The following is a 26,137-nucleotide window of genomic DNA, read 5'->3' as shown; positions in this document are numbered from 1 at the left end:
CGGAGGTCGGCCGCCACCTTTCAATCCGGGGGCCTCGGCATTATTTGACCGACTGAGGCCGAAACCCGGCATCACGACGATGTGACAAGGACGTTTTGTCGAAACAACTTTTTTGCACGTGCGAACGGCGTATAATGCGCGATGTCCGGAGCTGGACATCAGGGGAATACGGGCAAGGCCCTTACCGCAACACTTTTTCACCGAACATTGCCATGCTGAACGCAGCCGACTGAACTGTCCTGTCGCAAGACATCCACGTCCCTTCGCCGTGCGCGCCCACGTGGCGTTTGGAGGGGACATGACTTCCGCCGACATTGTGCGTACCTATATCAGCAAGATCACCGACGGCACCTTGCGCACGACGCAGAACATCTGCGCCGACGACCGCACGCACCTCGATTATCTTTATACACAGACCCGAACGGGTTTCCTGCAGATCCGCAGTACAGACCTCGTGAACAAGAGCGTCGAGGATTACAGGCAAATTGTCCTTGATGACGCGCACTGGACGCGGTTTCACGAGGAAAAGCTTGACCGCTACTTCGCCGAGGCCGTCGACCTGTCGCCGCGAGACGCATCAGGCGCCTTGACGCCGGAAAGCTTGATCCGCCTGTCGCTTGGCCGGCTTGAACGTCAATTCCCGGGCGGCCTCGCCAACGAGAGCGACGATGGTCAATTCGGCGATCAGGACGTTCGCGATCTGATCGCCGCCAAGGGCCTGGTCGTACACGCCAACCACGAATGGCTTAGCCGTGCGCGCCGCGAAAACGTCACCAAGCTGTATCGCCATGCGGTCATCAGCAGCGCCCTGACGCTCCTGTGGCTTTTCTGGCTGCTCATTTTCGGCAACCCGTTGGCTGCTACAGCCTGGCTGGCCCCCATGGCCACGACCCTGGCCTTGTGTTTTTCCGTCGCGGTCTTCCATGCGCGCAGCGTGTTTATTCGTCGCCGGCACCGCGCCCTGGCCGATCAGTTCAACGCCGCCACCAGACTGTCGTGCGCGACAGTTGCCAAGTGCGCGATCCTGCGTCAGGACCACCTCATCCACACCTGCCACGCCATGTTCGAGATCACCAATAACGGCAAGGAGGACTACTGGGCCGAAGGCCGCTTGCGGCGCTGGACCGAAGTCAATGAGAAGTGGTGCGAGCTGATCTTCTGGCTGAATGGACGCATCGCCGCCAATGCGAGCTTCGCTTTTCTGCGCACTAAGCTGATCGGCATGTCCCTCGAAGGATTAGTGGCCCAGGCGCGGTTTGCCGCTCTGACCCTCACAATTATCTGGAGCGCAGGATTGGGTGTGATTGCCTGTGCCGCCGTCACCGTCATAGCGATTGGCATTGGGCGGTGGCAGGTTGTGGGGAATGGCGCCATTCTTCTTGTCTATCTCGGCTACATGGTGTGGCAGGTTTTGCGGCTGCACCGGCTCATCCGTGGCGACGATACCCAGGAAGGCATTGAGGAGCTCATGACCACGGATTCGCTGCAGAAGATGAAGGGATATGCCGACGCCCGCCTGCATGCCGAAGTGGCGCATTTTATGAAGCGCGAAAAGCTGAAGCAGCTTTATGCCGAGCGCACGCGCCTCAATTCAGGCGTCATCCAGGACTCCGGATTGCCGTAAGCGTCAGCAAAAAGCCTGTTGTAATCCGAATTCACCGTGGAACCGCATTACGGGGACATGATTCATGCCGCCCTAGGGCTGTCGGCTATGAGCGGCACGATCGGCCACATTTCGATGTGTCCATTGCCTCAGGTGACCTTCTTATCCTGATTGGAATCTATCTGCCCAAAACCCGGCCGAACCGCGTCGTCGGGATCCGCGTTCCCTGGACACTGAATGAAGAGGAAACCTCGTATAAGACTCACCCCTTTGCAGGCCCGTTGTTTATGCTCGGCGATATCGCCGTCGTCTTTTCTGCGTCGTACGCTCCCCCCAAGATACCATCCACAGCGATCACCCCTGGATCGAAATGTTTATTTTGATGACCGTAATATTCGCTCAAGCATTCGTGCTGCGGTTGGTCTTCCGCAAACGCAAGAAGTCGCTTTCACGTGTATCGGGCGGCCGCTTACGCCCGTCACAGAAATAGAACTGCCAAGTTGGGAGTTTATAAAATGCGCCCCAAAGCGGACGCGCGGCCTATACAAAATCTATATGTGCCGTAGTCCCATCTATACACCAGCCATATGCCGAAGCGCTTAAACCCCGACCGTTCATTCTTGTCGATAACGGAGGGCTTTATGGCCATCGTCTATCTCATCGCCGCGACCGGGTTCTTTGCCCTGTGCCTGGCTTTTGCCGGTTTCGCCGACCGTTTGCGTGAGGGCGGCCAATGACCGCGCTCTATATCGCCTCAGCCATCGTTGTCGTGGCGCTCGCCGGTTACCTGATCGTCGCCCTGATCAAACCCGAACTGTTTCCTTAAAACTGGAATAGAAAAATGTTCCTCGGTATCACTCCCGCAGGCTGGCTTCAGCTTGCCCTGTTCATGGCCGCGCTGACGGCGCTGGCCGTGCCGCTCGGCGCCTATATGGCGCGCGTCCTGGCCGGTGAGCGCAACCTGCTCACGCCGGTCCTCAAGCCTATTGAAGGCTTTATCTACACCATGGGCGATGTCCGCCCCGACTTTGAGATGACGTGGAAGGACTACGCCACCGCCGTCATCCTGTTTTCTTTCGGCGGCTTTGTCCTCCTGTTCCTGCTCCTGCTGTTCCAAGGCATTTTGCCGCTCAATCCCCAAAGCATGGCCAACCTGATGCCTGACCTGGCGTTCAATACGGCGGTCAGCTTCGTCACCAACACCAACTGGCAATCCTATGGCGGCGAAGCGACACTCAGCTATTTCAGCCAGATGGTCGGCCTGACCGTGCAGAACTTCGTCTCGGCCGCCGTCGGCATCGCCGTGCTGGCGGCTTTGATCCGTGGCCTGACGCGTCAGACGACCGACACGCTCGGCAATTTCTGGGTCGATCTGGTTCGTGCCAATCTCTACATCCTGCTGCCGCTGTCGCTGATCGTCGCGGTTGCGTTGGGCTCGCAGGGCGTCATTCAGACGCTCGCGCCCTATGTCACGGCTAAGACGCTGGAGGGCGCCAATCAGACCATAGCGCTTGGACCTGTCGCTTCGCAGGAAGCGATCAAGATGCTGGGTACCAACGGTGGCGGCTTCTTCAACACCAATTCCGCCCATCCGTTCGAAAACCCGACACCGTTTTCCAATTTCATCGAAGTCCTGTCGATCCTGATCATCCCGGCGGCGCTGTGCTTCACCTTTGGCCGGATGATCGGTGACAAGCGCCAGGGCATCGCCATCTTCGCCGCCATGACCTTGGTCTTCGTGCCGCTGACGGCCGCCTGCATCGGGCTGGAACAGGCCGGCAATCCGCATCTGGTCGCGGCCGGTGCCGATACAGCCGCTAATATGGAGGGCAAGGAAACGCGTTTCGGCATCGCCAATTCCGCAATCTGGGCGACGGCGACGACGGCGGCTTCGAACGGCTCGGTCAATGCCATGCACGACAGCTTCACGCCGCTGGGCGGGATGATCCCGATGATCCTCATGAAGTTCGGCGAAGTCATCTATGGTGGCGTTGGCTCGGGGCTTTACGGCATGCTGGTCTTTGTCATCCTGACTGTCTTCATCGCCGGGCTGATGGTCGGGCGCACGCCGGAATATCTCGGCAAGAAGATCGGCGCCTTCGAAATCAAGATGGCGTCGATGGCGGTCCTCCTGCCGTGCGCCCTTGTGCTGGTCTGCACGGCTGTGGCGGTACTGACGCCGTGGGGCAGAGCCGGGATCTATAATCCGGGCGCGCAGGGTTTCTCGGAGGTCCTCTACGCCTTCACGTCGGCGGCCAACAATAACGGTTCGGCCTTTGCCGGGCTGGGCGCCAACACTCCCTTCTATAACAGCCTGCTGGGCCTATGCATGTTGTTCGGCCGCTTCTTCGTGCTGCTGCCAGTACTGGCCATCGCCGGTTCGCTGGCCGCCAAAAAGACGGTTCCAGCCTCCGCCGGTACGCTGCCCACCCATACGCCGCTGTTCGTCGTCTTCCTCGTCGGCGTCATCGTCCTCGTTGGCGTTCTGACCTACGCCCCGGCGCTCGCGCTGGGTCCGGTCATCGAACACCTGAACATGATCAAGGGCTAATTCAAATGTCCGCCACTACACAAACCTACAAAACAAACCTCGGACTGGCCGTGCTTCAGGCCGTCCAGCGCCTCGACCCGCGCTATCAGGTACGCAATCCGGTCATGTTCCTCGTCTGGGTCGGTTCGATCGTCACCACTCTTATCCTGGCAGTCATGCTGGCGGTTCCCGGTACGGTCATCGGCGGCGGCCAGCCCGTCTGGTTCGTCGGCCTGATCTGCTTCTGGCTATGGTTCACAGTCCTGTTCGCCAACTTCGCCGAGTCTCTCGCCGAAGGGCGCGGCAAGGCGCAGGCCGACAGCCTCAAGAAGGCCCGCCGCGATGTCGATGCCAAGAAGCTGGACAAGTCGGGCAAGCTGACCACGGTCGCGGCCAATACCTTGCGCAAGGGCGATACCGTCCGCATCGACGCGGGCGATGTCGTCCCCGCCGACGGCCAGGTCATCGAAGGTATTGCCAGCGTCGATGAAAGCGCCATCACGGGTGAGTCTGCCCCGGTCATCCGCGAATCCGGCGGCGATCGCGATGCGGTGACCGGTGGCACGTGGGTGCTGTCCGACTGGATCATCGTCCGTGTCACCGCCGATCCGGGCGAAAGCTTCCTCGACCGGATGATCGGCCTGGTCGAATCCGCCAAGCGCCAGAAGACGCCCAACGAAATCGCCTTGTCGATCCTGCTGGCCGCCCTGACCCTTATTTTCCTCCTGGCGTGTGCGACGCTCCTGCCGTTCTCGCTGTTCAGCGTCGAAAAGGCTGGTTCCGGAACGGTGATTTCCATCACCGTGCTGATCGCCCTGCTGGTGTGCCTGATCCCGACGACCATCGGCGGGCTTCTGTCGGCCATCGGCATTTCCGGTATGCAGCGCCTGATCAAGGCCAATGTCATCGCCACCTCCGGACGCGCGGTCGAAGCCGCGGGCGACGTCAATGTCCTGCTTCTCGACAAAACCGGCACGATCACTTTCGGCAACCGTCAGGCGGTCGAGTTTATCCCGGCGCCGAATGTCAGCGTGCAGCAACTGGCCGAAGCCGCTGAGTTGTCGTCGCTGGCCGACGAAACACCGGAAGGCCGCTCGATCGTTGCCCTGGCGCGCGGCCAGTACGGCCTGCCGGAGCGCTCGGCGTCCGACCTCAAGGCCGAGTTCATTCCGTTCTCGGCCGAACAGCGCGTATCAGGCATCGTCATCAACGAACGCCATATCCTCAAAGGCGCAGGTGACGCCATTGCCGGGTTGATCAACCTCAAGGGCGGGCTGGTTCCGGCTGAAGTTCAGGCCGCCGTGGACGGCATCGCCAAGAAGGGCGGCACGCCGCTCATGGTCGCTGAAGGTCCCAAGGTGCTGGGCGTCGTCTACCTCAAGGACATCGTCAAGCCGGACATCAAGACGCGGCTGGCCGAGCTGCGCAAGATGGGCATCAAGAGCGTCATGATCACCGGCGACAATCCGCTGACCGCCGCTGCGATTGCTTCGGAAGCCGGGGTCGATGACTTCGTCGCCCAGGCCACGCCGGAAACCAAGCTCAAATATATCCGCAAGATGCAGGAGGGCGGTGAGATGGTCGCCATGGTCGGCGACGGCACCAACGACGCCCCGGCCCTGGCTCAATCGGATGTCGCGGTGGCGATGAATTCCGGCACCCAAGCCGCGAAGGAAGCCGGAAACATGGTCGATCTCGACAGCGATCCGACCAAGCTGATTGAGATCGTCGAGATCGGCAAACAGCTTCTGATGACTCGCGGGGCGCTGACGACGTTCAGCATTTCGAACGACCTAGCCAAGTATTTCGCCATCATTCCGGCGGCCTTTGCCTCGACCTTCCCTGCGCTCGGCCTGCTGAACGTCATGGGCCTGTCGTCGCCGCTGAGCGCCATCCTGTCAGCGGTCATCTTCAATGCGCTGATCATCATCGCCCTGATCCCGCTGGCGCTAAAAGGCGTCAAGTATCGGGCGGAGTCGGCGTCCAACATGCTGACCCGGCATGCGTTGATCTATGGGCTTGGCGGGATCGTGGCGCCGTTCATTGGCATCAAGATTATCGACATGGGCCTGACGGCAGTCGGTCTGGTTTAGGAACTTCACAATGTCACTTATCAAACATATCCAACCCACCATCGTCTCTCTGGCCGTTTTCACCGTCCTGTTCGGTGGGCTCTATCCTCTGGCGACCACGGCCATCGTCCAGACCGCCTTTGCCAATCAGGCGCAAGGCTCGCTCATTCGGAACGGTGACATGGTTGTCGGATCGCGCCTGATCGGCCAGAATTTCAGCCAGCCTGAGTATCTGTGGGGCCGGCTGTCGGCCACCGCCGAAGCGCCCTACAATGCCGGCGCGTCTTCGGGCTCCAATCTGGGGGTTAACAATCCCGCCCTGATCGAAGCCGTAACCGCCCGTCGTGATGCGCTCAATGTTGCCGGGTCTGTGCCCGTCGATCTGCTGACCGCCTCGGGCTCCGGCCTTGACCCGCACATCAGCCCGGCCGCCGCTGCAATTCAGGCACCGCGTATCGCCGTCGCCCGCAATGTCCCTGAACAACGGGTGCGCGACGCCATTGATGCCTCTACCGAAGCTCCCGACTTCGGAGTCTTGGGCGAAGCCCGCGTCAATGTGCTAGAGGTCAATCTGAGACTCGACGGCAAGCTGAAGTGAACGCGGATTTTCCTCCAAAGGATGGGCGACCCGACCCGGACAAGCTGCTCGCCCTCGTCAGTGATGACGGGGGTGAAGCACGTGGCCGGCTGAAGATTTTCTTCGGCGCGTCGGCTGGCGTCGGCAAGACCTTCGCCATGCTGAGTGAAGCGCGGCGGCTGCACGCAGAAGGGCGCAATGTCGTCATCGGCGTGGCGGAACATCATAACCGCCCCGAAACCCTGGCCTTGATTACCGGCCTGCCGACTGTGCCGCTGAAGGTCATCGATCATCGCGGCGTTGTTGTACAGGAGTTCGACCTCGATGCGGCGCTGACCCTGCGGCCAGACCTGATCCTGATCGATGAATACGCGCATTCCAACGTTTCTTTGGCCAACGCGCCGGGATCACGCCACCCCAAGCGCTGGCAGGACATTGAGGAACTGCTCGACCACGGGATTGATGTCTACACGACACTTAATGTCCAGCACCTCGAAAGCCTCAATGACGTCGTCGCTCAATTGACCGGCGTTTGGGTCAAGGAGACCGTGCCCGACGCCACGTTCGACGCTGCGGATGAGATCGCGCTGATCGACATCCCACCCGAAGACTTGCTGCAACGGCTGGCGGACGGCAAGGTCTATGTCGCTGAAGGCGCGCATCAGCGGGCGGCGGACAACTTCTTCAAGAAGGGCAATCTCGGCCGTCTGCGTGAACTGGCGCTGCGTCGCGCCGCTGAACGTGTCGATGCGCAGAACGACGCCTTCAGCGCCGCCATGGGCCAGTCCGAAGCTGCCATCGGCGACAAGATACTGGTGCTGGTCGGCCCTGACCCGTTGTCGGCACGCCTGATCCGCCATACCAAGCGCATGGCCGATCGGTCGCGTGCCCCATGGTTTGCGCTTTATCTCCAGACCGACCGCCATGAAACCCTGTCGCCGAAGGCGCGGCTGAGGGTCGAACATCATCTGCGCCTGGCCGAAAAGCTCGGCGGGCGCGTGGTGCGCCTCAATTCCGGCCGCGCGGCCTCAACGATCCTGGGCTATGCCCGCCAGAACGGCTTTACCCGGCTGGTCCTGGGTCACAGCACACAGGCCTGGTGGCGCAAGCCCTTCGCACAGTCTCTGTCGCAAAAACTTATTGCACAAGGGGCCGGTCTGGAAATCACGACACTCAATGCCGACACGCCGCAGGAGCCTGGTCAGCGTCGCGAAGCCGTCGGGACGACCCTGTTTGCCGCCACGCCAAAGCAATACAGCCTGGCCGTTTTTATCGTCGCCGCCGGCACGCTACTGGGCCTGCCGTTTCGAGGCATGATCGATCCAGACAGCCTGATCATGGTCTACATGACCGGCGTCGTCGTCACGGCTGCCCGTTATGGCATCGGTCCGGCGGTGCTGGCTTCTGTCCTGTCGGTAGCAGCGTTCAACTGGTTCTTTGTTAAGCCCTACTACAGCTTCACCTTCGACAATATCAGCTATCTCCTGACCTTCGCAGTTATGCTGGTGACATCGCTGATCGTCGGTTCGCTGACGGCGCGGCTGTCGTTGCATGCCCGTCTGGCGCGAAAGGGCGAGGCCGAAACCCGCCTGCTTTACGACCTGTCGCGCGAACTGTCGTCCGTGCGTGGCGAGGTCGCCATGGGAGCGGCTGCGGCACGCCACCTTCAAGCCGCCTTCGATGTCGAGATGCGGCTATGGAGCGACAGCCGCCAGATTGCGGGCCAGGTTGACGACGACCCACGCGAACTGGGCGCCATGCACTGGGTGCAGTCGAATCGCCAGATCGCCGGGAGGCATACCGACACCCTGCCGTCAGCGTCGGGGCTTTATCTGCCACTACCTGCCGAACCGGGCGTGCTGTCGCTGACACCACGCGATCCGCAGCGCCAGTTTACCGGCGCCGAACGGCTGGTGTTCGAAACCGTCGCCAGTCTGATCGCTGGTGCGCTGCAACGGGCGCGTCAGGCGATCGAAGCTGAAACCGCCCGCGTCGAGACCGAGAATGAGAAACTGCGCAATGTCCTGCTGGCTTCACTGTCACATGACCTGAAAACACCGCTGACCGTCATGAATGGCGCGGTCGGCACGTTGCTGAAAATGCGCAAGAAACTGCCGCGTGAAGCGGTCGATGAACTGACTTCTTTGTGGGGGCACCTGACGCGCCTCCAAAAGTTTACAGCCAACCTGCTGCGCATGGCGGCTATCACTTCAGGCCAGCTCAAACTCAATTTCGAGCCTTATCTCATTCAGGAAATCGCCGGGGCCGCCATCGGCCGTATGGACGCACAGCGCGGCAATCGCCAGATACGCACGGTGACAAATGGCCAGCTCCCGATGGTCATGATCGACGGCGCATTGATCGAACAGGTGCTGATCAATCTGATGGAAAATGCCGTCACCCATACAGCGGACGACGGCGTCATCACCCTGACATTCGAAACGGACGCCGATCGTGTCCGCGTCAAGGTTAGCGACAATGGCCCAGGGCTGAAACCCGGCGAAGAAGACCAGATTTTCGAGAAGTTCCATACCGATGGTGGCCAGACCTCAGACCGCGCCGGTCACGGTACCGGCCTCGGGCTCGCCATCTGCAAGGGCATAGTTGAAGCGCATGGCGGCATGATCTACGCCAAGACGAATCCAACAGGCGGGGCCAGCTTTATCTTTACGCTTATGGTGGCTAAATGAGCGATATGACCACGGCTCTGCTCATTGAAGACGAAGGTGAAATCCGCCGTTACCTGCGTGCCACGCTGGAGGCCCAGGACTATGATGTGCTGGAGGCAGCAACCGCACGCGAAGGCCTGCAAAAACTGACGCTGAACCGTCCCGATGTCGTCATCCTTGACCTTGGCCTGCCGGATCAGGACGGCCAGGATTTTATACGCAGTGTCCGCGAATGGTCGCAAACGCCGATACTTGTCCTGTCGGCGCGCGAACAGGAAGCCGACAAGATCGAAGCGCTGGAAAACGGCGCCGATGACTACCTGACCAAGCCGTTTGCTCCTGGCGAACTGCTGGCGCGGATAAAGGTGGCCTTGCGCCATGCCGGTAGCAGGGCCGTCGCCGATGTGCCCCAAACCTATGAACACGATGGGCTAAAGGTCGATACCGACGCGCGGCGCGTATGGCTGGACGGCGAGGATGTCCACCTGACGCCTATCGAATACAAACTGCTGGCGATCCTGATCCAGAATGCCGGAAAGGTGCTGACGCACGCCCAACTTCTAAAGGCCGTCTGGAACCGCCACGCAAATGATCAGAACCATTATTTGCGCATCCACACACAGCACCTGCGGGAGAAACTAAAGGACGATCCTCTCAAGCCCCGCTTTATCCTGACAGAACCGGGTATCGGTTACAGATTTCGGGACTAGGAATTGCTGATTATGCCGATCGTGCCCGGCCCGTGCCACTATCGGAAATCGAACCAAGACGGTGGCGGTTTGGGATGTCCCTGTGGTTGAAGTATTTTGATGGTGGACGACGGGCCGACGTCGGATCGCAATGCCAGTGGAGCAGGTTCTGAAACATTGGCCGGGGCTGAGTGTCCGGTGAACCGTGCCGAACTCCGGCGCCCGAAAGGAACCCTTCAGGCGCCAGCGACAGGCCCACATGGGACGGTCAGAAGAAGCCTAGCTTACTTGGCGCATAGGACACCAGCAGGTTCTTGGTTTGCTGGTAGTGGTCCAGCATCATCTTGTGGGTTTCGCGACCGATGCCTGACTGCTTGTAACCGCCGAATGCGGCGTGGGCCGGGTAGGCATGATAGCAGTTGGTCCAGATGCGGCCGGCCTGGATGCCCCGGCCCGCGCGATAGGCCCGATTCATGTCACGCGACCACACCCCTGCACCCAGACCGTAGACCGTGTCGTTGGCGATTTCGATCGCTTCCTCGACCGTCTTGAAGGTCGTCACCGAAACAACCGGACCGAAAATCTCCTCCTGGAAAACGCGCATCTTGTTGTGGCCTTCAAAGATGGTCGGCTTGATGTAGTAGCCGTCGTCAAGGTCACCGCCCAGGCGATTGGCTTCGCCGCCGGTCAGCACCCTGGCTCCCTCCTCGCGGCCGATCTCAAGATAGCGTTGAATTTTGTCGAACTGTTCCTGCGACGCCTGGGCGCCGATCATGGTGCCCATATTAAGCGGATCGCCTTGGGTGATAGCTTCGACCCGCTTGACGGCGCGCTCCATGAAACGGTCATAGATCGATTCCTGGACCAGGGCTCTCGACGGACATGTGCAGACTTCGCCCTGGTTGAGGGCGAAGAAGGCAAATCCCTCCATGGCCTTGTCGAGGAAGTCGTCATCCTCGGCCATGACGTCGGCGAAGAAGATGTTCGGACTCTTACCGCCCAGTTCCAGGGTTATGTTGGTGACATTATCGGCAGCGTAGCGCATGATCTCCTTGCCCACCGCCGTCGAACCGGTAAAGGCGATCTTGGCGATGCGAGGGCTTTGCGCGAGGGGCTTGCCAGCTTCGAGTCCGGTCCCGGAGATGATGTTGAGGACGCCCGGCGGCAGGAGGTCCTGGATGATCTCAGCAACCACCAGGATCGAGGCGGGGGTCTGTTCCGCCGGCTTCAGCACAATGCAGTTACCCGCTGCGAGGGCTGGGGCCACCTTCCAGGCAGCCATCAGAATAGGAAAATTCCACGGGATGATCTGGCCGACCACGCCCAACGGTTCGTGGAAATGATAGGCGACCGTATCGTTATCCAATTCACCGATCGAGCCTTCCTGGGCGCGGATACAGCCGGCAAAATAGCGGAAATGGTCGATGGCGAGCGGAATGTCCGCAGCCGTGGTTTCACGCAGCGGCTTGCCGTTATCCCAGGTCTCGGCCTCGGCGATAAGCGACAGGTTGGCCTCTATGCGGTCGGCAATCTTCAGCAGAATATTGGAGCGTTCCGTGACCGAGGTCCGGCCCCAAGCATCCTTGGCGTTATGCGCAGCGTCGAGCGCCAGTTCAATATCTTCGACCGAGGAACGCGGCACTTCGCACAGTTTGCGCCCGTTAACGGGCGAGGTGTTGTCCATGTAGCGGCCGCGTACGGGCTCGATCCATTTCCCGCCGATATAGTTGCCGTAGCGCGTCTTGAACGGCGACTCGGCCGCGATGATTTGCTCGAACTTGGTCATAATATCCTCCTTGCAGGTGCGGGCTTGTTGCGGCCCTTGCCCCTGAAGCTGTGCCCGGGCGGAAAACCTGGCAATGCGCGCGAGGGCGTTAAGCCGCGCTGGAGACATGTTTTTTTGGCAGCTGGAGCGGGATTGTCGCGCGCCACGACAAGGGCGCACCACTGTGTCGCAAAGTGCGACACAGTGGCAGGGTGCGACTTCACATCTTGCGTGACCTGCCGCGAATAAACTTGTGTAGCAGGGGTAAAGGGCTTTTCCTGATGATAATAACGCATACAGGGAGCGGGGCTTGACTCAAAGCAACCCGTCACAGATCGAGCAGGCACGCGAAGTCTTCTTCGCCGGCAAGGGTTTGCCAGTCGAACAGATCAGCCATGCCATATTGCGCTCATGGATTCGCTGCGCCGACATGGGACTGGACGAACGCGCCACCCCGCACGTCGAGTCTCCAACGCGGACCGAATTGAAAAGCCTGCATGAGAGGCATGAGGCGTTGCGCCGGGTCTGCCTTCCGGAACTGGACGCCCTCTATGGCGAGGCGCGCGAAATTTCCGGCATCGTCATCCTGACCAATGCGCGCGGCGAGATTCTCGATGCCGTCGGGGACTCAAGCTTTGCCGACAAGGCCGCCCAGGTATCCTTGAGCCCGGGCGCCCTGTGGAGCGAGGACGGCACCGGCACCAATGCCATCGGCACCGCGATCGCCGAACGGCGCGCCGTCGCCGTCAACGGTGCCGAGCATTACTTCCGCGGCCACCAGAGCCTCAGTTGCGCCGCGACCCCAATCATCGACCCACGTGGCGCCACCATTGGTGTGCTGGATATTTCAACTCCAGCTTTGGCTTCCAGTGGCCACGTTCTGGGCCTGGTCCGGCTGGCGGTCGAACAGATCGAGCATCGCCTGTTTCGCGGCGGTTTCGACGGCTGCCAAACCTTGCGCTTCCAGACCGACCCCAATCTTCTGGGCGTGGCACGCGAAGGCATCCTGGTCCTGAAGGACGGAGTCATCGTCGCAGCCAACCGGCGCGGCCTGTCCCTGATCGGCCGCACCTGGGACGTCCTGGATCATATACATGTCGAAGAACTGTTCGACATCACGGCCGGGCGTCTGGCTCCGGGCCTGCTGCGCGGCCAGGACGGCCGCGAATTCCACACCGTGCTCGACGGCGAAACGGCGGGACCGTCCTTACCACTGGACCGGCCGCGCCTCGAAGAGGTGGAACTGTCGGCGATCCGCCAGGCCCTCGCCGTCCATAACGGCAGTGTCAGCGCAGCGGCCCGGCAGTTGGGAATTCATCGCAGCACCATCTACCGGCGCTTGGGTCAGGCCGAATGATCACCGAGGTCGCGGTCCTGCTGCTGGCCGTAGCTGGCACAGGCGCCTTCGCCACCGCAGCTTTCACGATCATTAAAAACTGTGGTTCGGTCCAGCCAGCGCCTATACTCAACCTGCGTGCTTGTTATCGAGGCGTCGTGCCACGGGCAGGGACTGGTCATCATTTTGGCGATGATTAGGCAGCATTGACTGAGGTCAAGGCAACTTCCTAAATTATCATATTGAACAGACGGCATCTGGTTTCCAACAGAGGTCATCCATGTCAAACACCATGAAAGCGGCCGTCGTTCGTACTTTTGGACGAACGCTGGCCATCGAGGATCTGCCAATTCCAGTCCCCGGTCCAGGCGAAGTCCTGGTAAAAGTGGCGGCCTGCGGCGTATGTCACACGGATCTTCATGCGGCGAACGGCGACTGGCCAATCAAGCCACAGCCGCCCTTTATCCCAGGACACGAGGTCGCCGGCGTCGTAGCCGGACTGGGACAGGGTGTTACAAACGTAAAGGAAGGTGACCGCGTAGGCGTTGCCTGGCTGCACGATGCCTGTCTGGATTGCGAATATTGTCAGACCGGCTGGGAAACGCTTTGCGAGCGCCAGCACAACACTGGCTACAGCTGCAATGGCGGCTTCGCAGAATACGTCATTGCAGCTGCGCCCTTCGTTGCACGCTTGCCAGCCAATGTCGATTTCGCAGCCATCGCCCCTATTCTTTGCGCCGGCGTCACGACATACAAAGGCTTGATTGAAACGGAAGCCCGACCGGGGGAATGGGTCGCGATTTCCGGCGTGGGAGGCCTAGGCCACGTCGCGGTACAGTATGCAAAAGCCATGGGCTTTCATGTCGCTGCGATCGATATCGCGCCGGACAAGCTTGACCTCGCCCGCACAAGCGGCGCGGATCTGGTTGTGGACGGCCGGTCGCAGGACGCCTTGTCCGACCTGGTCAGGACAACCGGCGGAGGGGTCCATGGCGTTCTTGTCACCGCCGTGTCGCCGACGGCCTTTTCGCAAGCCCTGGATATCGTTCGGCGCAAGGGAACCATCAGTCTCGTCGGCCTGCCGCCGGGCGCCTTCCCTCTTCCGATTTTTGACGTTGTCCTCAAGCGTATCACTGTCAGAGGATCGATCGTCGGAACGCGGCGTGATCTCGACGAGGCTTTGGCCTTCGCAGCTGAAGGCAAGATAACAGCAGAGATTACGAAGGCGCCGCTTGAGGATATAAACACTATTTTTTCCGCAATGACCGCCGGGAAAATAGACGGCCGGATGGTTCTGGACTTCTCAAGATAGAGGTGATGTTCCAATGGCTGGAAGGCGCGGTTCACACCGCGCTTTTTTTTCATAAGAAAAGCACGAACGGCAGACCGGAAAGTCCCGCAAAAAGGCTTAGTATCAATGGACGAGCGGCCCGCCACCCATTGCCCCCTCCGGCCGTCACGACCGCAATGCTCGCTTTAAGGATCGTGTTGAGCATGACGGGCATGGCAAGGATCAAGCCGGCGGTCATCCCTGGCACTGTCTCGGGCGGCAGCCCGCTCATCGTGATTATGGCAGAGTCGACGTCCACCATACCAGAGATGGCCAAGGCAACTGCGACCCCTGCCTCGCCAATCTCTTGCAGCAGCCAGCGCGCCAATACTGACAATCCGGCGACCAGACCCGCGAGAGCAAATGCCGGCTTTAGGTCGAAGGGGTTTCGCACCGGCACGGCAGACGACTTGGTCGCTGGCGCCGCGCGCGATTTCCACACGAGCCATGCCGCGTAAATGATGCCCGTGGCCGCGGGCGGTCCGATAATGATGACCAGGGATGAAAAGGCAAATGGAGCGAGTAATGCGGTCAGGATTAAAACGCGCAGGAACATGATCGCGGATGCAAGTGCGATCCCGGCGACGAGTATGTCCTCCTGGCCATCCTGTTTCTGAATGCGACTCGCCAGGGCCACGGTCACCGCGGTGGATGAGACAACGGCGCCGGCAGCGGATGTCGCCAGAACGCCACGCGATTCCCCAAGCCACTTCGATGCCAGGTAACCTGCGAACGACAGTCCTGATACCAGAACCACAACCATCCAGATGTGCCTGGGATTCCAGGCGCCGAAAGGTCCGTAATTTCCATCCGGCAGCAGGGGCAGGATGGCAAGACTGATTACTGCCAAGACGGCGATAGCCTGAACTTCGGCTTCGTTTAATCGCTCGACCCAGCCATGCAATTGTCGTCTTGATGACAGTAGAAGCGTCATCAGGGCCGCGCTGACGGAAGCGACGATCCCGGCACCAAAGCCCGCCAAAACCCCGATCGCCAAGGTCGCGACACCTGCGATCGTAGATGTCGCACTCATATCGTCCGTTGCATGGGTCTTGCGGATATAGCCAGCCAGCAAGGTCAACGCGGCTACGCCGCCGAGCACAACAGCCAGGCCGGGAGAGTGGTGCAACCAGATATAGCCTGTTAGGCCGCCGAGCAGTCCCAGAAGACCGAAGGTGCGAATCCCGGCGATGCGACTGCCGGCAAGCTCGCTTCGTTTGGACCAGCCCCGTTCGACGCCAATCAGGACACCGAGTGCAAGTGCCAGGAAGAGACCGGAAAACGGATGCAGGATGTTCGAGAGGAAAGCGGTCATTCGTCCAATATGCCTTGGCAAATGAGGTCACTCAGCGCGATGGCGTTCGATACGTGAGGTACAGTATCGGTGGATACGACGCGATCGAAAGTGCCTGCCAGTTCGGCATAGGCGTCGCCGGCAAAAACGGCATGCACTGCGATACAAACGAGGTTCGAGAACCCCTGGCCCTTTAGCCCATGAGCGGCCGCAATCATTGTACGGCCAGAGGATACGATATCGTCCGCCAGCACAGGCGTGTGGTGTTTCCAACGGGCAAGATCAGGAACGCGGACATCTACCTGCCTGTCTCCGGAGCGCAGCTTTTCGAGAACCACAAACGGAGCATCCGACGCAGACGCAATCTCGGAGGCCCATTGCCGGCTTTCATCGTCGGGGCCGACGATCAGAGGATTGGGTACATGCGCCGATATCCACCGGCCGATGAGCGGCGCGGCACGCAGCACACGATCGGGGATGGAATATATTTCTGATAGCGCGGCATAGCGGTGAAGATGCGGATCGACCGTCACAAGGTCGTCGAAATATTGCGAGATCCACGCAGCGAAGCATGCCGATGTCACCGCTTCCCCAGCTTTGAACGCCTTGTCCTGGCGCATATAGGCCAGGTACGGCGCGACTAAGGTGACTTTAGCCGCGCCGAGCTCGCGTGCCGTACGCGCAGCGAACAGGAGACTTGGTGCCTGGGGATCGGGATTTGCCAGGGTGCAGACGACAAACACATGGACGCCCAAAACGTCACCACATATCCGCACATAGGCCTCCCCGTCGGGGAAGCGCCGCCACTCAAGGGTGATCTCCTGTGCCGGTAGCTCGGACGCCAATTGCTTGGCCAGCACTTCATTGCCTGGCATCGCCAAAAACGCCCGCCTCATGCCTCCAGCTCCACGATATCCGGGTTCGCGCGTGCATACGCCAGGGCATAAGAAAGGTCCCCGGGTGATGCCGCATGGATCTCCAGGATTGGGTCCCCCGCCTGTACGTCGTCGCCAAGCCGCACGAGCATACGCAAACCAGCGACTTTCACGTCCGGAGCACCGGCGAGTTTGGCAAGCCGTGCGAGCTTCCGGTTGTTGATTTGTACCACCCGACCGCTATGCGCCACAGTTAAGGGCCAGCTCTGGGGTGCGACGGCTGGCGTTCTCATCCCGCCCTGGGCTTCGCAAATCGCCTGAAATTTTGCCCAGGCCCGTCCATCCGCCAAGGCCCCTTCGGCCATGCGAATACCTGCGCCGGTAGACGCCAGCCCGCCGATCTCCAGCGCGGCGCCGGCGAGAAGACAGGCACGCCTGCTCAGGTCCTGGGGGGCATCTCCGCGATTTTGTAGAACCGATAGAATGTCGAGGGCCTCGAGACAGGGCCCAATCCCCCGGCCCACCGGCTGCGCACCATCTGAGAGCAAGCATCGGACCGTGAGGCCAAACGTCTTGGCGACCGCCTCGAGCATCAGTGCCAATGTCTGGCCTGCCTCATCCGTCCTGACCTTCGCTGTCGGACCGACAGGTATGTCCAGGATGACATGGGTGGATCCCGCAGCAATCTTTTTGGACAGCACCGAAGCGATCAGCTGGCCTTCCGTGTCGATATCGAGGACACGCTCGACGCGGATGAAGACATCGTCTGCCGGGCTCAGGTTGACCGCTCGGCCCCAGACGACACACCCTCCTTCCCGCTCGACAACTTTCCGCATGGAGGCAAGGTCGAGATCGACCGGTGCCAGGGTCTCCATCGTATCGGCCGTTCCCGCAGGCGACGTGATAGCGCGTGAGGATGTCTTGGGCATGATAAGCCCGCATGCAGCGGCGATCGCGACGACGATCGGCGTCGTCCGGTTGCCGGGGAGCCCCCCTACAGAATGCTTATCGACCACAATGGGATGTGGCCAATGCAGGCGATCACCCGCGTCCACCATCACCTTCGTCAATGAGATGATTTCATTCAGGTCGAGCGGCAGGGCAGACGATGCGGTCAGAAAGGCGGCCAGATGTATGTCCGTATAACGTCCTGCCGACGCATCGTTGACAATACCGCGATAGGCGTCTTCGGTTAACCTCTGTCCGTGAATGCGACGCCTGACGGCCGACTGGGATTCCAGCGGCGGAGCGTGCCGGACGGTGACCGACGCACCGGCATGCACAGCCAGCCGCTGCCATAACGCTTCTGACAACCCCGCTTCGTTCTGCGCCAACCAGTCGCCTTCAACCTGATAAAGCGTTGCGTAGGCTTGCCGTCCGTCGGATGCGGTGATGACCACTTGGGCCCGGGCGTACAGCCCCTCGGCGTGACAGACGTGACAGTCCGTTCGCATCAGCACGATCGCTTCGTGTTGACTAACCAGACCCATGCGGCGCGCCTGCAGAACCTGCGGGTAGTTTTCCCCAGCCTCGAGTTCCTCCGTCACAATTCGTACCTGCGCAAAGGCTCAGATACGGTGCATTTCCAGCCGAGTTCGCCCTCTATGCGGGTACGCAGCGTCTCCGAAGCGTCTGCTTCCCCGTGCACGATAAACGTTCTGCGCGGCGGCTTTTGGAAACCACCAAGCCATCGCAGTATCTCGTCGGCGTCAGCGTGGGCCGATAGCATTGGAAGATTGGCAACCTCGGCCCGAATGGGAATCCACTGGCCATGGATCTTCACGTCTGTTGCCCCGCCCAGCAAAGCGGCGCCACGGGTCCCCGGCGCCTGAAAGCCAGAGAAAAGGATCGTGTTGCGCCGATCGGGACCATAGGCTTTCAGGTGATGCAAAACCCGTCCGCCGGTCGCCATTCCGCTTGCTGAGATGATGACCTTGGGTACGTGATTGGAACTGATGGCCTTCGAGGACTCGACATCACGGGTATATGTCGCCACGCGGCAGACCTCACGGCAAAGTTCGGCCGAAAGTTTCTGATCGTCGATATGGCGCGCAAGGAGATTGCTGGCGTCGATCGCCATCGGACTGTCGAGATAAATCGGTATGAGCGGGATACGTCCCGCGGCCTTCAACCGCCAAAGGTAATAGAGCATTGCCTGCGCACGCCCGACAGCAAACGCGGGAATGATTACCGATCCGCCACGCGCCGTAGTGCGATCAATAATTGCGCCCAAGGCCTCGACAGGATCGGTCGCCTCATGTTTGCGATTGCCATAAGTCGATTCGACGACGAGGTAATCCGCCCCGGAAACCGGTTCAGGCGCGGATAACATCGGGTCGTCATAGCGGCCGAGATCCCCGGAAAAGACGATGCGTTGACCGTTCCAGTCGATCTGGGCCGTCGCCGCGCCCAGTATGTGCCCCGCCGGCCGGAAAGTGAGACGTGCGCCTTTGGGCAAATCTATGGGTTTATGGAACTCGGCGGCCCGGAAATAGCCAAGACAACGCTCGGCGTCGTTTACGTCATATAGCGGCATGGCGGGACGGTGCTTGGAAAACCCGTGCCGGTTAGCGAACTCTGCGTCACTTTCCTGAATGTGGCCGCTGTCCCGCAACAGGATGTCGCACAGATCGATCGTGGCGTCCGTGGCATAGATGTGCCGGCGGAAACCATCCCGCACTAGGCGTGGCAGATATCCGGAATGATCCAGGTGAGCGTGGGTCAATACCACGGCGGAAATCTTATCCGGCGCGATGGCCAGCGGCTGCCAGTTCTGCTCTCTCAGGTGTTTCTGGCCCTGAAACAGACCGCAATCGATCAGTAATGAGGCGCCGTCCATTTCAAGGAGGTGCTTCGACCCGGTAACCGTTCCCGCACCGCCAAGGCTTGTCAAAGTGAACATTGTGCCCCCGTGTTCTATGGTTGGGAGCCACAGTTTCACAGCAGTCCGGGCATGTATTTGATTTCGAGCAAATTAGCGCTACACGTCTAATGAATCAGGTGATGGCGTATAACTTCAGCGACCGCTTCAGTCCGGTTGGCGGCACCCAGCTTTTTAGTCGCCGATTTGATGTATGACGTTACAGTTTTCGGCTTGTGTCCGGTGAACATGGCCGCTGCCTCCAGATTCAACCCCGCTGCGACGGCGCTTAAACAGCTGATTTCGCCGGAGCTTATCCAAGCAACTTATAATCCCACGGCGGATGACACTGGCGAGGTCGCAAAGGTGGTGAAATTCGCTACCGACATAACAACCGCTGTGGCCAGAAACTAAACAAAGAGGCCTTGAGTCGGCATATCGACGATGATCTGGGTTGTCCAACAGGTGGTAGGCACAGGCGGAGAATGTGTCCATCAATACAACCGAGGTCCGGCAACGCCTTGGCCAGTTAACCGGACGTGAAACTGAAATTCTGATTGGCATTGTCACGGGCCTGCCGAACAAGACCATTGCCTATGTTCTTCAGATCAATCCGCGGACAGTCGAGGTTCATCGCGCCAGCATCATGCACAAGATGCAGGCGAGAAGCCTTCCTGAATTGGTTCGAATGACGCTGACCGTCGATCTTAAGACAAATTGACGCAGATCAAGGCACCACCTGCACGCTGTGTTAACAGCGCCTTATGAATAGTTCGTTTCCTCATGCCAAGGTGCTGGTCGTCGCTCCGAATGCTGACCTTCGGCATTCACTCGCGTTCATGCTGAGAGCGGAAGGCTTCAGCGTAGAGTCACGATCGGCATGGCAGCCAGGCGACGACCTGGGCTTGAACCATGCCATGGTTATGGACCACGGCGGTGTGCCAAAGCGGTTTATTGATAACGGCACTCTGGAAAAGCTGGGTGCGCGCCTTCTTGTCCTGGCCAGCAGCCCCAGCCTTCCATCAGGGCTCAGAAACGCAACGTTCGTTCGTAAGCCCCTGCATGCACAAGAATTGGTCAGCGCGCTGCGCTCCGCGCTTACCAACCCCGATACGTAAAACTACGTAGGGATAAAACCTAATATCGCGAGGCGCGGTTTCGCGTGACAACTGACGTCAACAACGGTCCACGGAGTGCCCAATGTTCGACGCCATGCCCATCACCACCACACGTGCACAACCGGCCACGGGTCTTGCCCCTTTTGCCGTCGCCTCAGCGATCAGCTTTACACCCGGTGCCGAAATCTTCGCTGAGGGCGATAAGGCCGGTGCACTTTATCAGCTGGCGTTTGGCGTGGTGAGAGTCTACCGCCTGCTCGCCGACGGACGGCGCCAGATTTGTGCTTTCCATATGCCCGGCGAGATCTTCGGCTTCGAAGCCGGGACCGAACGCCATTTCTTTGCCGACGCCGTCACAGCCGTGGGCTTAAAAATCCTGCGCCCCGGAAGTGAGTCCGACCTGTCGCGGGAACTCCTCGCCCTCGCCTTGCGCTCGCTCAGCCGCGCCCACGACCACTTGTTGACGCTCGGCCGTACCGATGCCGTCGGACGCGTCGCGGGGTTCTTGTTGGAAATGGCTGAGCGCCAGGACGTGCGTGGTCATGGCGATATCGAGCTTCCGATGTCACGCACCGACATTGCTGACTATCTGGGCTTGACCATAGAAACCGTGTCGCGAGCGCTTACAAAGCTGAAGGACGCTCGCGTTATTCGCCTGGCGTCTGCCCGTCAGGTCGATGTCCTGCGCTGGGAAGCACTGGAAGACGCGGCGGGGTAGAGCCGTCTTCATTCAGAGGAGGGGATCAAGATGTTGCAGACCGCAAACCTCAGGACCGCGACACGCAGATCCCCGCCTTTGGCCCGAAAATTCCGAACGGCCCGTCGCCCAAGACTTCAGTTTCAACAGCCAGTGCCAGGCATTCCCGAATGGATCGCAAGAGCAGATGAACGCGCGTTTGGCTCACTTCGTCTTGACTTCAGCGCGCCGTGGATTGACGCGGCGCTTCGCCGCTTTGGACCCGCGTTGATATTCGATTTGCAGACAGAAGATCGGGACCTCGTCATCGAAACGTTGAGAGCATTTCTGGCGTTTGTTAAGCGCCGTCCAGGCTGCGCGCTTTTGATGGCGTCCTACCCAATAGACGATGCACTCCAAGCCTCTGTCCTGGAACGCAGCGGCTTTCTAGCCACTGGCATGTTGGCACGCGGAGACGGCAGGACCTGGATGCAGATGATAAATATTCTTTGAGAAATTTTGTCGGTTTGACCCAGGTCAAGGTCTCGCTCAACGCGGCGCCTAACGTGTGGTCAGATCATTTGAAAGGACAAATCCATGGCTCTGAAACCCGGAATGCAGGCGCAACTTGCCGAGACGCTCGACAGGTTGCAGGACATTGTCGAAGACACCAGTGACGAGGCGCAAAATCTTGGCCGGACGGCACGCCGCGAAATCCGCAGCCACCCCAGTGCGGCGGTAGGGATCGCGCTCGGCTTAGGCTTTATCGCCGGCGTCCTGACAGTCGCGGCCTGCAAAAGATAGTAATATTAGCCGATCAAAATGCCCTTGTGGTTGGCTAACTCCGGCGACGTAGAGGGTGATGTAGACCCGCATTGGGCACATGCTCACGTCGCCGGTCGGCGCCGGTCGTCCCCCACGACCGGCGCTTCCCTTTTTTCGGGTCTGTGGAGCTAGCCATGCCGGTAATTGAACGCACTTTAGACCAGTCCCTGGATGCCCTGAATGTCGCTTTGGCCGGGCTGGACGAAACCGATGCCGCCGCGCGTCTGGAGACGGATGGCTACAACGAGTTGCCACAGCCAGAAAAGCGCTCGTTTCTGTCTATTGCCGTGAACGTGGTACGCGAACCGATGATGCTGCTGCTATTGGCAGCCGGTCTCCTTTACCTTGTACTCGGCGACCCGGGCGAGGCGCTGATCCTGCTCCTGCTCGCCAGCATATCCGTAGTCATAACCGTGGTTCAGGAAACACGGACTGAAAAAGTACTCGAAGCCCTCCGCGACCTGACAAGTCCGCGTGCTCTTGTCATACGCGGTGGCACCCGCAAGCGCATACCCGGACGCGAAACCGTACGCGGCGACCTGATAGTGCTTGAGGAAGGCAGTCGCGTGCCGGCTGACGCTGTGTTGGCAGAATGGCATGACTTGCAGATCGACGAGTCGCTGCTGACAGGGGAGTCGGTACCGGTTCATAAGGGAGGCGCAGACGACGAGGTATTTTCGGCAACGCTCGTCGTGCGGGGAAAAGCCCTCGCAACCGTCACGGCAACCGGGGTCAGGAGCCGCATCGGCCAGATCGGTACCAGCCTTAACAGGTTGAAAGGCGAGCCGCCCAGATTATTGGCGGAGACACGTCGGCTGGTTCGCCTGTTCGGTGTCGGTGCCGTTGTCATATGTGCTGTCGCCGTCGGACTTCATGTGCTGCTCCGTGGCGATTGGCTCAATGGCATTCTGGCCGGCATAGCACTTGCCATGTCGATGTTGCCTGAAGAGTTCCCCGTTGTCCTGACTGTCTTTACCGCCATGGGAGCCTGGCGGATTTCGCGTGCACGGGTTCTGACCCGCAACGCCGCAGCCATCGAGACGCTGGGTGCTGCAACGGTATTGTGCACCGACAAGACAGGCACACTCACGGAAAATCGCATGTCGGTCGCCGCCTTAAGTCTGCCCGACGGCAGCACCTGGGATCCGCAGGCCACGCCTGCGCCACCATCCGAAGACTTTCGGCGCCTGACGATGTTTGGCCGTCTGGCCAGCGATCTTCAGCCGTACGATCCGATGGAAATGGCTTTTCACCGCCTCAGCGACGCTGTTGGCGACCGGGGACAATCTGACTGGACGATTTCTCGAGCCTACGGCCTGAGGCCCGACCTGCTGGCCATGACGCAGGTCTGGCAGCAGGCTGATGGCGGATTGGTTGCGGCAGCCAAGGGCGCTCCGGAGGCCATAGCGCAGCTGTGCCGCATGGATGACCAGGCGCGTTCCAGCATGCTGGCCGCCGCAGACCTGATGGCGAGCAAAGGGTTGCGCGTACTCGCCATCGCCTCGGCCTCGCCCGGTCCGGGCGACCTGCCGGAATCGCATAGCGATCTGCCGCTTGCGTTCATGGGCCTCGCTGGATTGGCCGATCCATTGCGAGGCGGCGTAACCGACGCGATTGCTGAAGCGCGCACGGCGGGTATTCGTGTCGTGATGATCACCGGCGACTATTCCGTCACAGCCGGCGCAATCGCCCGGCAGGCCGGTCTGGATGCTGAAGCTGTGATCACCGGGGACGCATTGCAGCAGATGGATGAGAAGACCCTGGCAGACACAATGCGCTTCACAACGGTGTTCGCCCGTATAAAGCCGGAGCAGAAGCTGCGGATTGTCAACGCCCTGAAAGCGGACGGGCAGGTTGTCGCCATGACCGGAGACGGCGTCAACGACGCACCTTCGCTCAAAGCGGCCCACATCGGGATCGCCATGGGAGGACGCGGCACCGATGTTGCGCGGGAGGCATCCTCGCTCGTACTACTGGACGACGACTTTGGGTCAATCCTGAAAGCCATCCGCCTGGGCCGGCGCATCCACGATAATCTACGCAAGGCCATGTGCTTCATCGTTGCCGTGCACGTGCCGGTTGCCGGTCTGGCGCTCTTGCCACTGCTGTTCGGCTTGCCGGCTATCCTCGGGCCCATTCATATTGCCCTGCTCGAGCTGGTCATCGATCCTGTCTGCTCACTGGTTTTTGAAAATGAAGCCGAGGAGAAGGACGTCATGCGCCGGCCACCGGCCTCGCCCAAGGCCCCGCTTCTCTCCCTTCCGTTGCTTGCCTGGGGCGTGGCGCAAGGGCTCGTTGTCTTCGCCCTGATCGCCTTGCCGGTCTTGTTGCTGCAGGGTTCCGACAAAGCGGAGATACGCGGTGTGGCCTTCCTGTCGCTGGTTTTGACCCTGATGAGCCTGACCCTCGTCAACAGGTCGTTCAGCACCTCGGTTGTCGCGGCATTGCGCCGGCCAAATGCCATGCTTGCCATCGTCGCCATGGTTGTGGCGGCGGGCACAAGCGTGGCCTACCTGCTGCCCTGGGCCAGAAATGGCCTGGACTTTGGACCGTTGGACGCTGTCGACATGGCCATTGCCGTGGGCTTGGCTGCTGCTGGGTTGCTCCTGCTCGAGGTCTTAAAAACCTTCTGGCGGCGGCCGCTTAGCCGGTAACACGCTTATGGAAATGGCCAGAACATTGGCGCCAGATATCGCTCGGCGCTGAAATCAGCCGATGCCCAACTGGCAAATGGTATGCAGATGCTTGAGACCTGATGCAGCTGCTGCCGCCTAAATATTCGGCATCGTGCCGGATTTCGACAGCAAGCGGCACGCATCTGCCTCTCGATCTTAACGTGTCAGCAGTAGCGGCAGCCTGGCGTGCTTTACGACAAAATCCGTAGCGCCGCCGAAGATCATCTCTCCGATGTGTCCTCGACCATAGGCGCCCATGACGAGCAAATTGGCGCCGAAGGCGCCGGCCTGTTCAAGGAGGACTTCACCGGCCTGGCGCTTGTCCGGATGCAGGTGGACAAACTCAGGCATGACGCCATGGCTGCGCAAATAGGCGTCGATGTCGGCATCGGCTTCCCGATCCGCCGCCTTGCCTTCAGAAAGAAGCGTCACGAGCAGCACTCTGTGCGCCATTACCAGTATTGGCGCCGCCGCTATGGTGGCGCGGGCGGCGGCCTGGCTGCCATCCCACCCAATCAGAACCGTCTGAGGACGCCCATCGACGGCCATCACGGCGCCGGGTGTATGCGGCACGAGCAGCAGCGGCCGGTCAGCGCTGAAAAGCGCGATCAGGACGGTCGTTAAATCCCCGTCGGGCGCGTTTTCATACCCGGTCACGATCAGGTCACATGTCTTGGCCTCGTCAGAGAGGCAGGCCTGGGGCGGGCCCAACCTCGTCCGGAACGTGGCAGTCACCGTAGATGGCCGGACAGGCATATCGTCTTCGCGCCAGGCGATATGGTGCCGCTGAGCGAAAACTGCGGCATAGCTGCGCGCCACCTCCGTCAGATCTTTTTCAGCTGCATCAACGGCGCGCAGGCTGTCACCATCACTGATCGCTGCAAAGCCAAATCCTGTTGCATCAAAAGCAGCAGCCGACATCGGTGCCGGTTCTACGATATGCAGCACACGGACCTGGGCCAGTTGGGCTTCAGCGAGAGTATAGGCGCTGGATAACGCATTGAACTCCTGGGCAGTTCCGCGAAACAGGCACAGTATTGTCCGAACCGGCATGACGATCTCCGTTTTCGCATGTCTAGCCCGTGTGAAAAAAATTGGATTTGATCATGCTCAAACGGCACATTGAATATTTGTGTCACTACAGCGCGTGAGTGACCGAACACGCTCAAGACAGCAGGACGCCACCGTTTTTTGGCTGGAGCTCCATCCCGTCGTCTCGCAATGCTCAGGTTTTATATTCACC

Annotated in this window: 23 protein-coding genes; 16 read left to right on the top strand and 7 right to left on the bottom strand. The window is 60.1% G+C overall.

Annotation, left to right across the window (positions count from 1 at the left end):
- Window positions 1-298 precede the first annotated feature (298 nt).
- The 8 genes from AC1DON_RS16915 (at window position 299) to AC1DON_RS16880 (ending at window position 10,161) form a co-directional block, all read left to right on the top strand.
- Window positions 299-1,624 carry a hypothetical protein gene (locus AC1DON_RS16915; RefSeq protein ID WP_476935990.1) on the top strand — a complete coding sequence of 442 codons (1,326 nt, stop codon included), beginning with the start codon at window positions 299-301 and terminating at the stop codon, window positions 1,622-1,624.
- Window positions 1,625-1,740: 116 nt separating this feature from the next.
- Window positions 1,741-1,986 carry an SdpI family protein gene (locus tag AC1DON_RS16910; protein ID WP_476935989.1) on the top strand — a complete coding sequence of 82 codons (246 nt, stop codon included), beginning with the start codon at window positions 1,741-1,743 and terminating at the stop codon, window positions 1,984-1,986.
- 350 nt (window positions 1,987-2,336) lie between these two features.
- Window positions 2,337-2,429, top strand: a complete 93-nt coding sequence (gene kdpF, locus AC1DON_RS16905) for a K(+)-transporting ATPase subunit F (RefSeq protein ID WP_476935988.1) — start codon at window positions 2,337-2,339, stop codon at window positions 2,427-2,429.
- A 15-nt stretch (window positions 2,430-2,444) separates the two neighbouring features.
- On the top strand, window positions 2,445-4,154 hold the full coding sequence (gene kdpA, locus AC1DON_RS16900; RefSeq protein WP_476935987.1) for a potassium-transporting ATPase subunit KdpA: 1,710 nt from the start codon (window positions 2,445-2,447) through the stop codon (window positions 4,152-4,154).
- Between the two features lie 5 nt (window positions 4,155-4,159).
- Complete coding sequence (gene kdpB / locus AC1DON_RS16895) at window positions 4,160-6,226, top strand: potassium-transporting ATPase subunit KdpB (protein ID WP_476935986.1); 2,067 nt, start codon at window positions 4,160-4,162, stop codon at window positions 6,224-6,226.
- 10 nt (window positions 6,227-6,236) lie between these two features.
- Complete coding sequence (gene kdpC / locus AC1DON_RS16890) at window positions 6,237-6,803, top strand: potassium-transporting ATPase subunit KdpC (RefSeq protein WP_476935985.1); 567 nt, start codon at window positions 6,237-6,239, stop codon at window positions 6,801-6,803.
- Complete coding sequence (locus tag AC1DON_RS16885) at window positions 6,800-9,472, top strand: DUF4118 domain-containing protein (RefSeq protein WP_476935984.1); 2,673 nt, start codon at window positions 6,800-6,802, stop codon at window positions 9,470-9,472. The genes kdpC and AC1DON_RS16885 overlap by 4 nt, the downstream gene beginning before the upstream one ends.
- Window positions 9,469-10,161 (top strand): response regulator, encoded by a 693-nt coding sequence (locus AC1DON_RS16880; protein ID WP_476935983.1) that lies wholly within the window; start codon window positions 9,469-9,471, stop codon window positions 10,159-10,161. Before AC1DON_RS16885 ends, AC1DON_RS16880 begins: the two co-directional genes overlap by 4 nt.
- A gap of 247 nt (window positions 10,162-10,408) precedes the next feature.
- On the opposite strand, the gene adh is transcribed toward AC1DON_RS16880, so the two are convergent.
- A complete protein-coding gene (gene adh, locus AC1DON_RS16875) occupies window positions 10,409-11,926 on the bottom strand; it encodes an aldehyde dehydrogenase (protein ID WP_476935982.1) in 1,518 nt (505 codons plus the stop codon).
- A gap of 289 nt (window positions 11,927-12,215) precedes the next feature.
- Here adh and AC1DON_RS16870 point away from each other — a divergent pair, with 289 nt between their 5' ends.
- Window positions 12,216-13,262, top strand: coding sequence for a helix-turn-helix domain-containing protein (locus AC1DON_RS16870; protein ID WP_476935981.1), 1,047 nt, complete (start codon window positions 12,216-12,218; stop codon window positions 13,260-13,262).
- A gap of 259 nt (window positions 13,263-13,521) precedes the next feature.
- A complete protein-coding gene (gene adhP / locus AC1DON_RS16865; RefSeq protein ID WP_476935980.1) occupies window positions 13,522-14,553 on the top strand; it encodes an alcohol dehydrogenase AdhP in 1,032 nt (343 codons plus the stop codon).
- Window positions 14,554-14,602: 49 nt separating this feature from the next.
- Here the strand turns inward: adhP and AC1DON_RS16860 are convergent, their stop codons facing one another.
- The 5 genes from AC1DON_RS16860 to AC1DON_RS16840 all read right to left on the bottom strand — a co-directional run bounded on the left by AC1DON_RS16860 (window position 14,603) and on the right by AC1DON_RS16840 (window position 19,902).
- A complete protein-coding gene (locus AC1DON_RS16860; protein ID WP_476935979.1) occupies window positions 14,603-15,886 on the bottom strand; it encodes an MgtC/SapB family protein in 1,284 nt (427 codons plus the stop codon).
- Window positions 15,883-16,761, bottom strand: coding sequence for a ribose-phosphate pyrophosphokinase (locus AC1DON_RS16855; RefSeq protein ID WP_476935978.1), 879 nt, complete (start codon window positions 16,759-16,761; stop codon window positions 15,883-15,885). The genes AC1DON_RS16860 and AC1DON_RS16855 overlap by 4 nt, the downstream gene beginning before the upstream one ends.
- A complete protein-coding gene (locus tag AC1DON_RS16850) occupies window positions 16,758-18,287 on the bottom strand; it encodes a thymidine phosphorylase family protein (protein ID WP_476935977.1) in 1,530 nt (509 codons plus the stop codon). The genes AC1DON_RS16855 and AC1DON_RS16850 overlap by 4 nt, the downstream gene beginning before the upstream one ends.
- Window positions 18,284-19,642, bottom strand: a complete 1,359-nt coding sequence (locus AC1DON_RS16845) for an MBL fold metallo-hydrolase RNA specificity domain-containing protein (RefSeq protein ID WP_476935976.1) — start codon at window positions 19,640-19,642, stop codon at window positions 18,284-18,286. Before AC1DON_RS16845 ends, AC1DON_RS16850 begins: the two co-directional genes overlap by 4 nt.
- A gap of 86 nt (window positions 19,643-19,728) precedes the next feature.
- A complete protein-coding gene (locus AC1DON_RS16840) occupies window positions 19,729-19,902 on the bottom strand; it encodes a LuxR C-terminal-related transcriptional regulator (RefSeq protein ID WP_476936189.1) in 174 nt (57 codons plus the stop codon).
- 185 nt (window positions 19,903-20,087) lie between these two features.
- Between AC1DON_RS16840 and AC1DON_RS16835 the strand changes: the two genes are divergently transcribed.
- The 6 genes from AC1DON_RS16835 to AC1DON_RS16810 all read left to right on the top strand — a co-directional run bounded on the left by AC1DON_RS16835 (window position 20,088) and on the right by AC1DON_RS16810 (window position 24,873).
- Entirely contained in the window at window positions 20,088-20,321 is a 234-nt protein-coding gene (locus AC1DON_RS16835) for a response regulator transcription factor (RefSeq protein ID WP_476935975.1), read from the top strand.
- A gap of 43 nt (window positions 20,322-20,364) precedes the next feature.
- On the top strand, window positions 20,365-20,718 hold the full coding sequence (locus tag AC1DON_RS16830; RefSeq protein ID WP_476935974.1) for a hypothetical protein: 354 nt from the start codon (window positions 20,365-20,367) through the stop codon (window positions 20,716-20,718).
- Between the two features lie 82 nt (window positions 20,719-20,800).
- A complete protein-coding gene (locus AC1DON_RS16825) occupies window positions 20,801-21,436 on the top strand; it encodes a helix-turn-helix domain-containing protein (RefSeq protein WP_476935973.1) in 636 nt (211 codons plus the stop codon).
- Between the two features lie 30 nt (window positions 21,437-21,466).
- Window positions 21,467-21,907 (top strand): hypothetical protein, encoded by a 441-nt coding sequence (locus tag AC1DON_RS16820; RefSeq protein ID WP_476935972.1) that lies wholly within the window; start codon window positions 21,467-21,469, stop codon window positions 21,905-21,907.
- 84 nt (window positions 21,908-21,991) lie between these two features.
- A complete protein-coding gene (locus AC1DON_RS16815; protein ID WP_476935971.1) occupies window positions 21,992-22,198 on the top strand; it encodes a hypothetical protein in 207 nt (68 codons plus the stop codon).
- A gap of 155 nt (window positions 22,199-22,353) precedes the next feature.
- Window positions 22,354-24,873: a cation-translocating P-type ATPase gene (locus AC1DON_RS16810; protein WP_476935970.1), complete on the top strand. Its 2,520-nt coding sequence runs from the start codon at window positions 22,354-22,356 to the stop codon at window positions 24,871-24,873.
- A gap of 177 nt (window positions 24,874-25,050) precedes the next feature.
- Here AC1DON_RS16810 and AC1DON_RS16805 read toward each other — a convergent pair whose 3' ends face one another.
- On the bottom strand, window positions 25,051-25,947 hold the full coding sequence (locus AC1DON_RS16805) for a universal stress protein (protein WP_476935969.1): 897 nt from the start codon (window positions 25,945-25,947) through the stop codon (window positions 25,051-25,053).
- Between the last annotated feature and the right edge of the window lie 190 nt (window positions 25,948-26,137).

The sequence above is a fragment of the Asticcacaulis sp. P4_H10 genome (assembly GCF_056400965.1).
The sequence above is the reverse complement of the archived record's forward strand: the minus strand, read 5'-3'. Positions and strand labels throughout refer to the sequence as shown.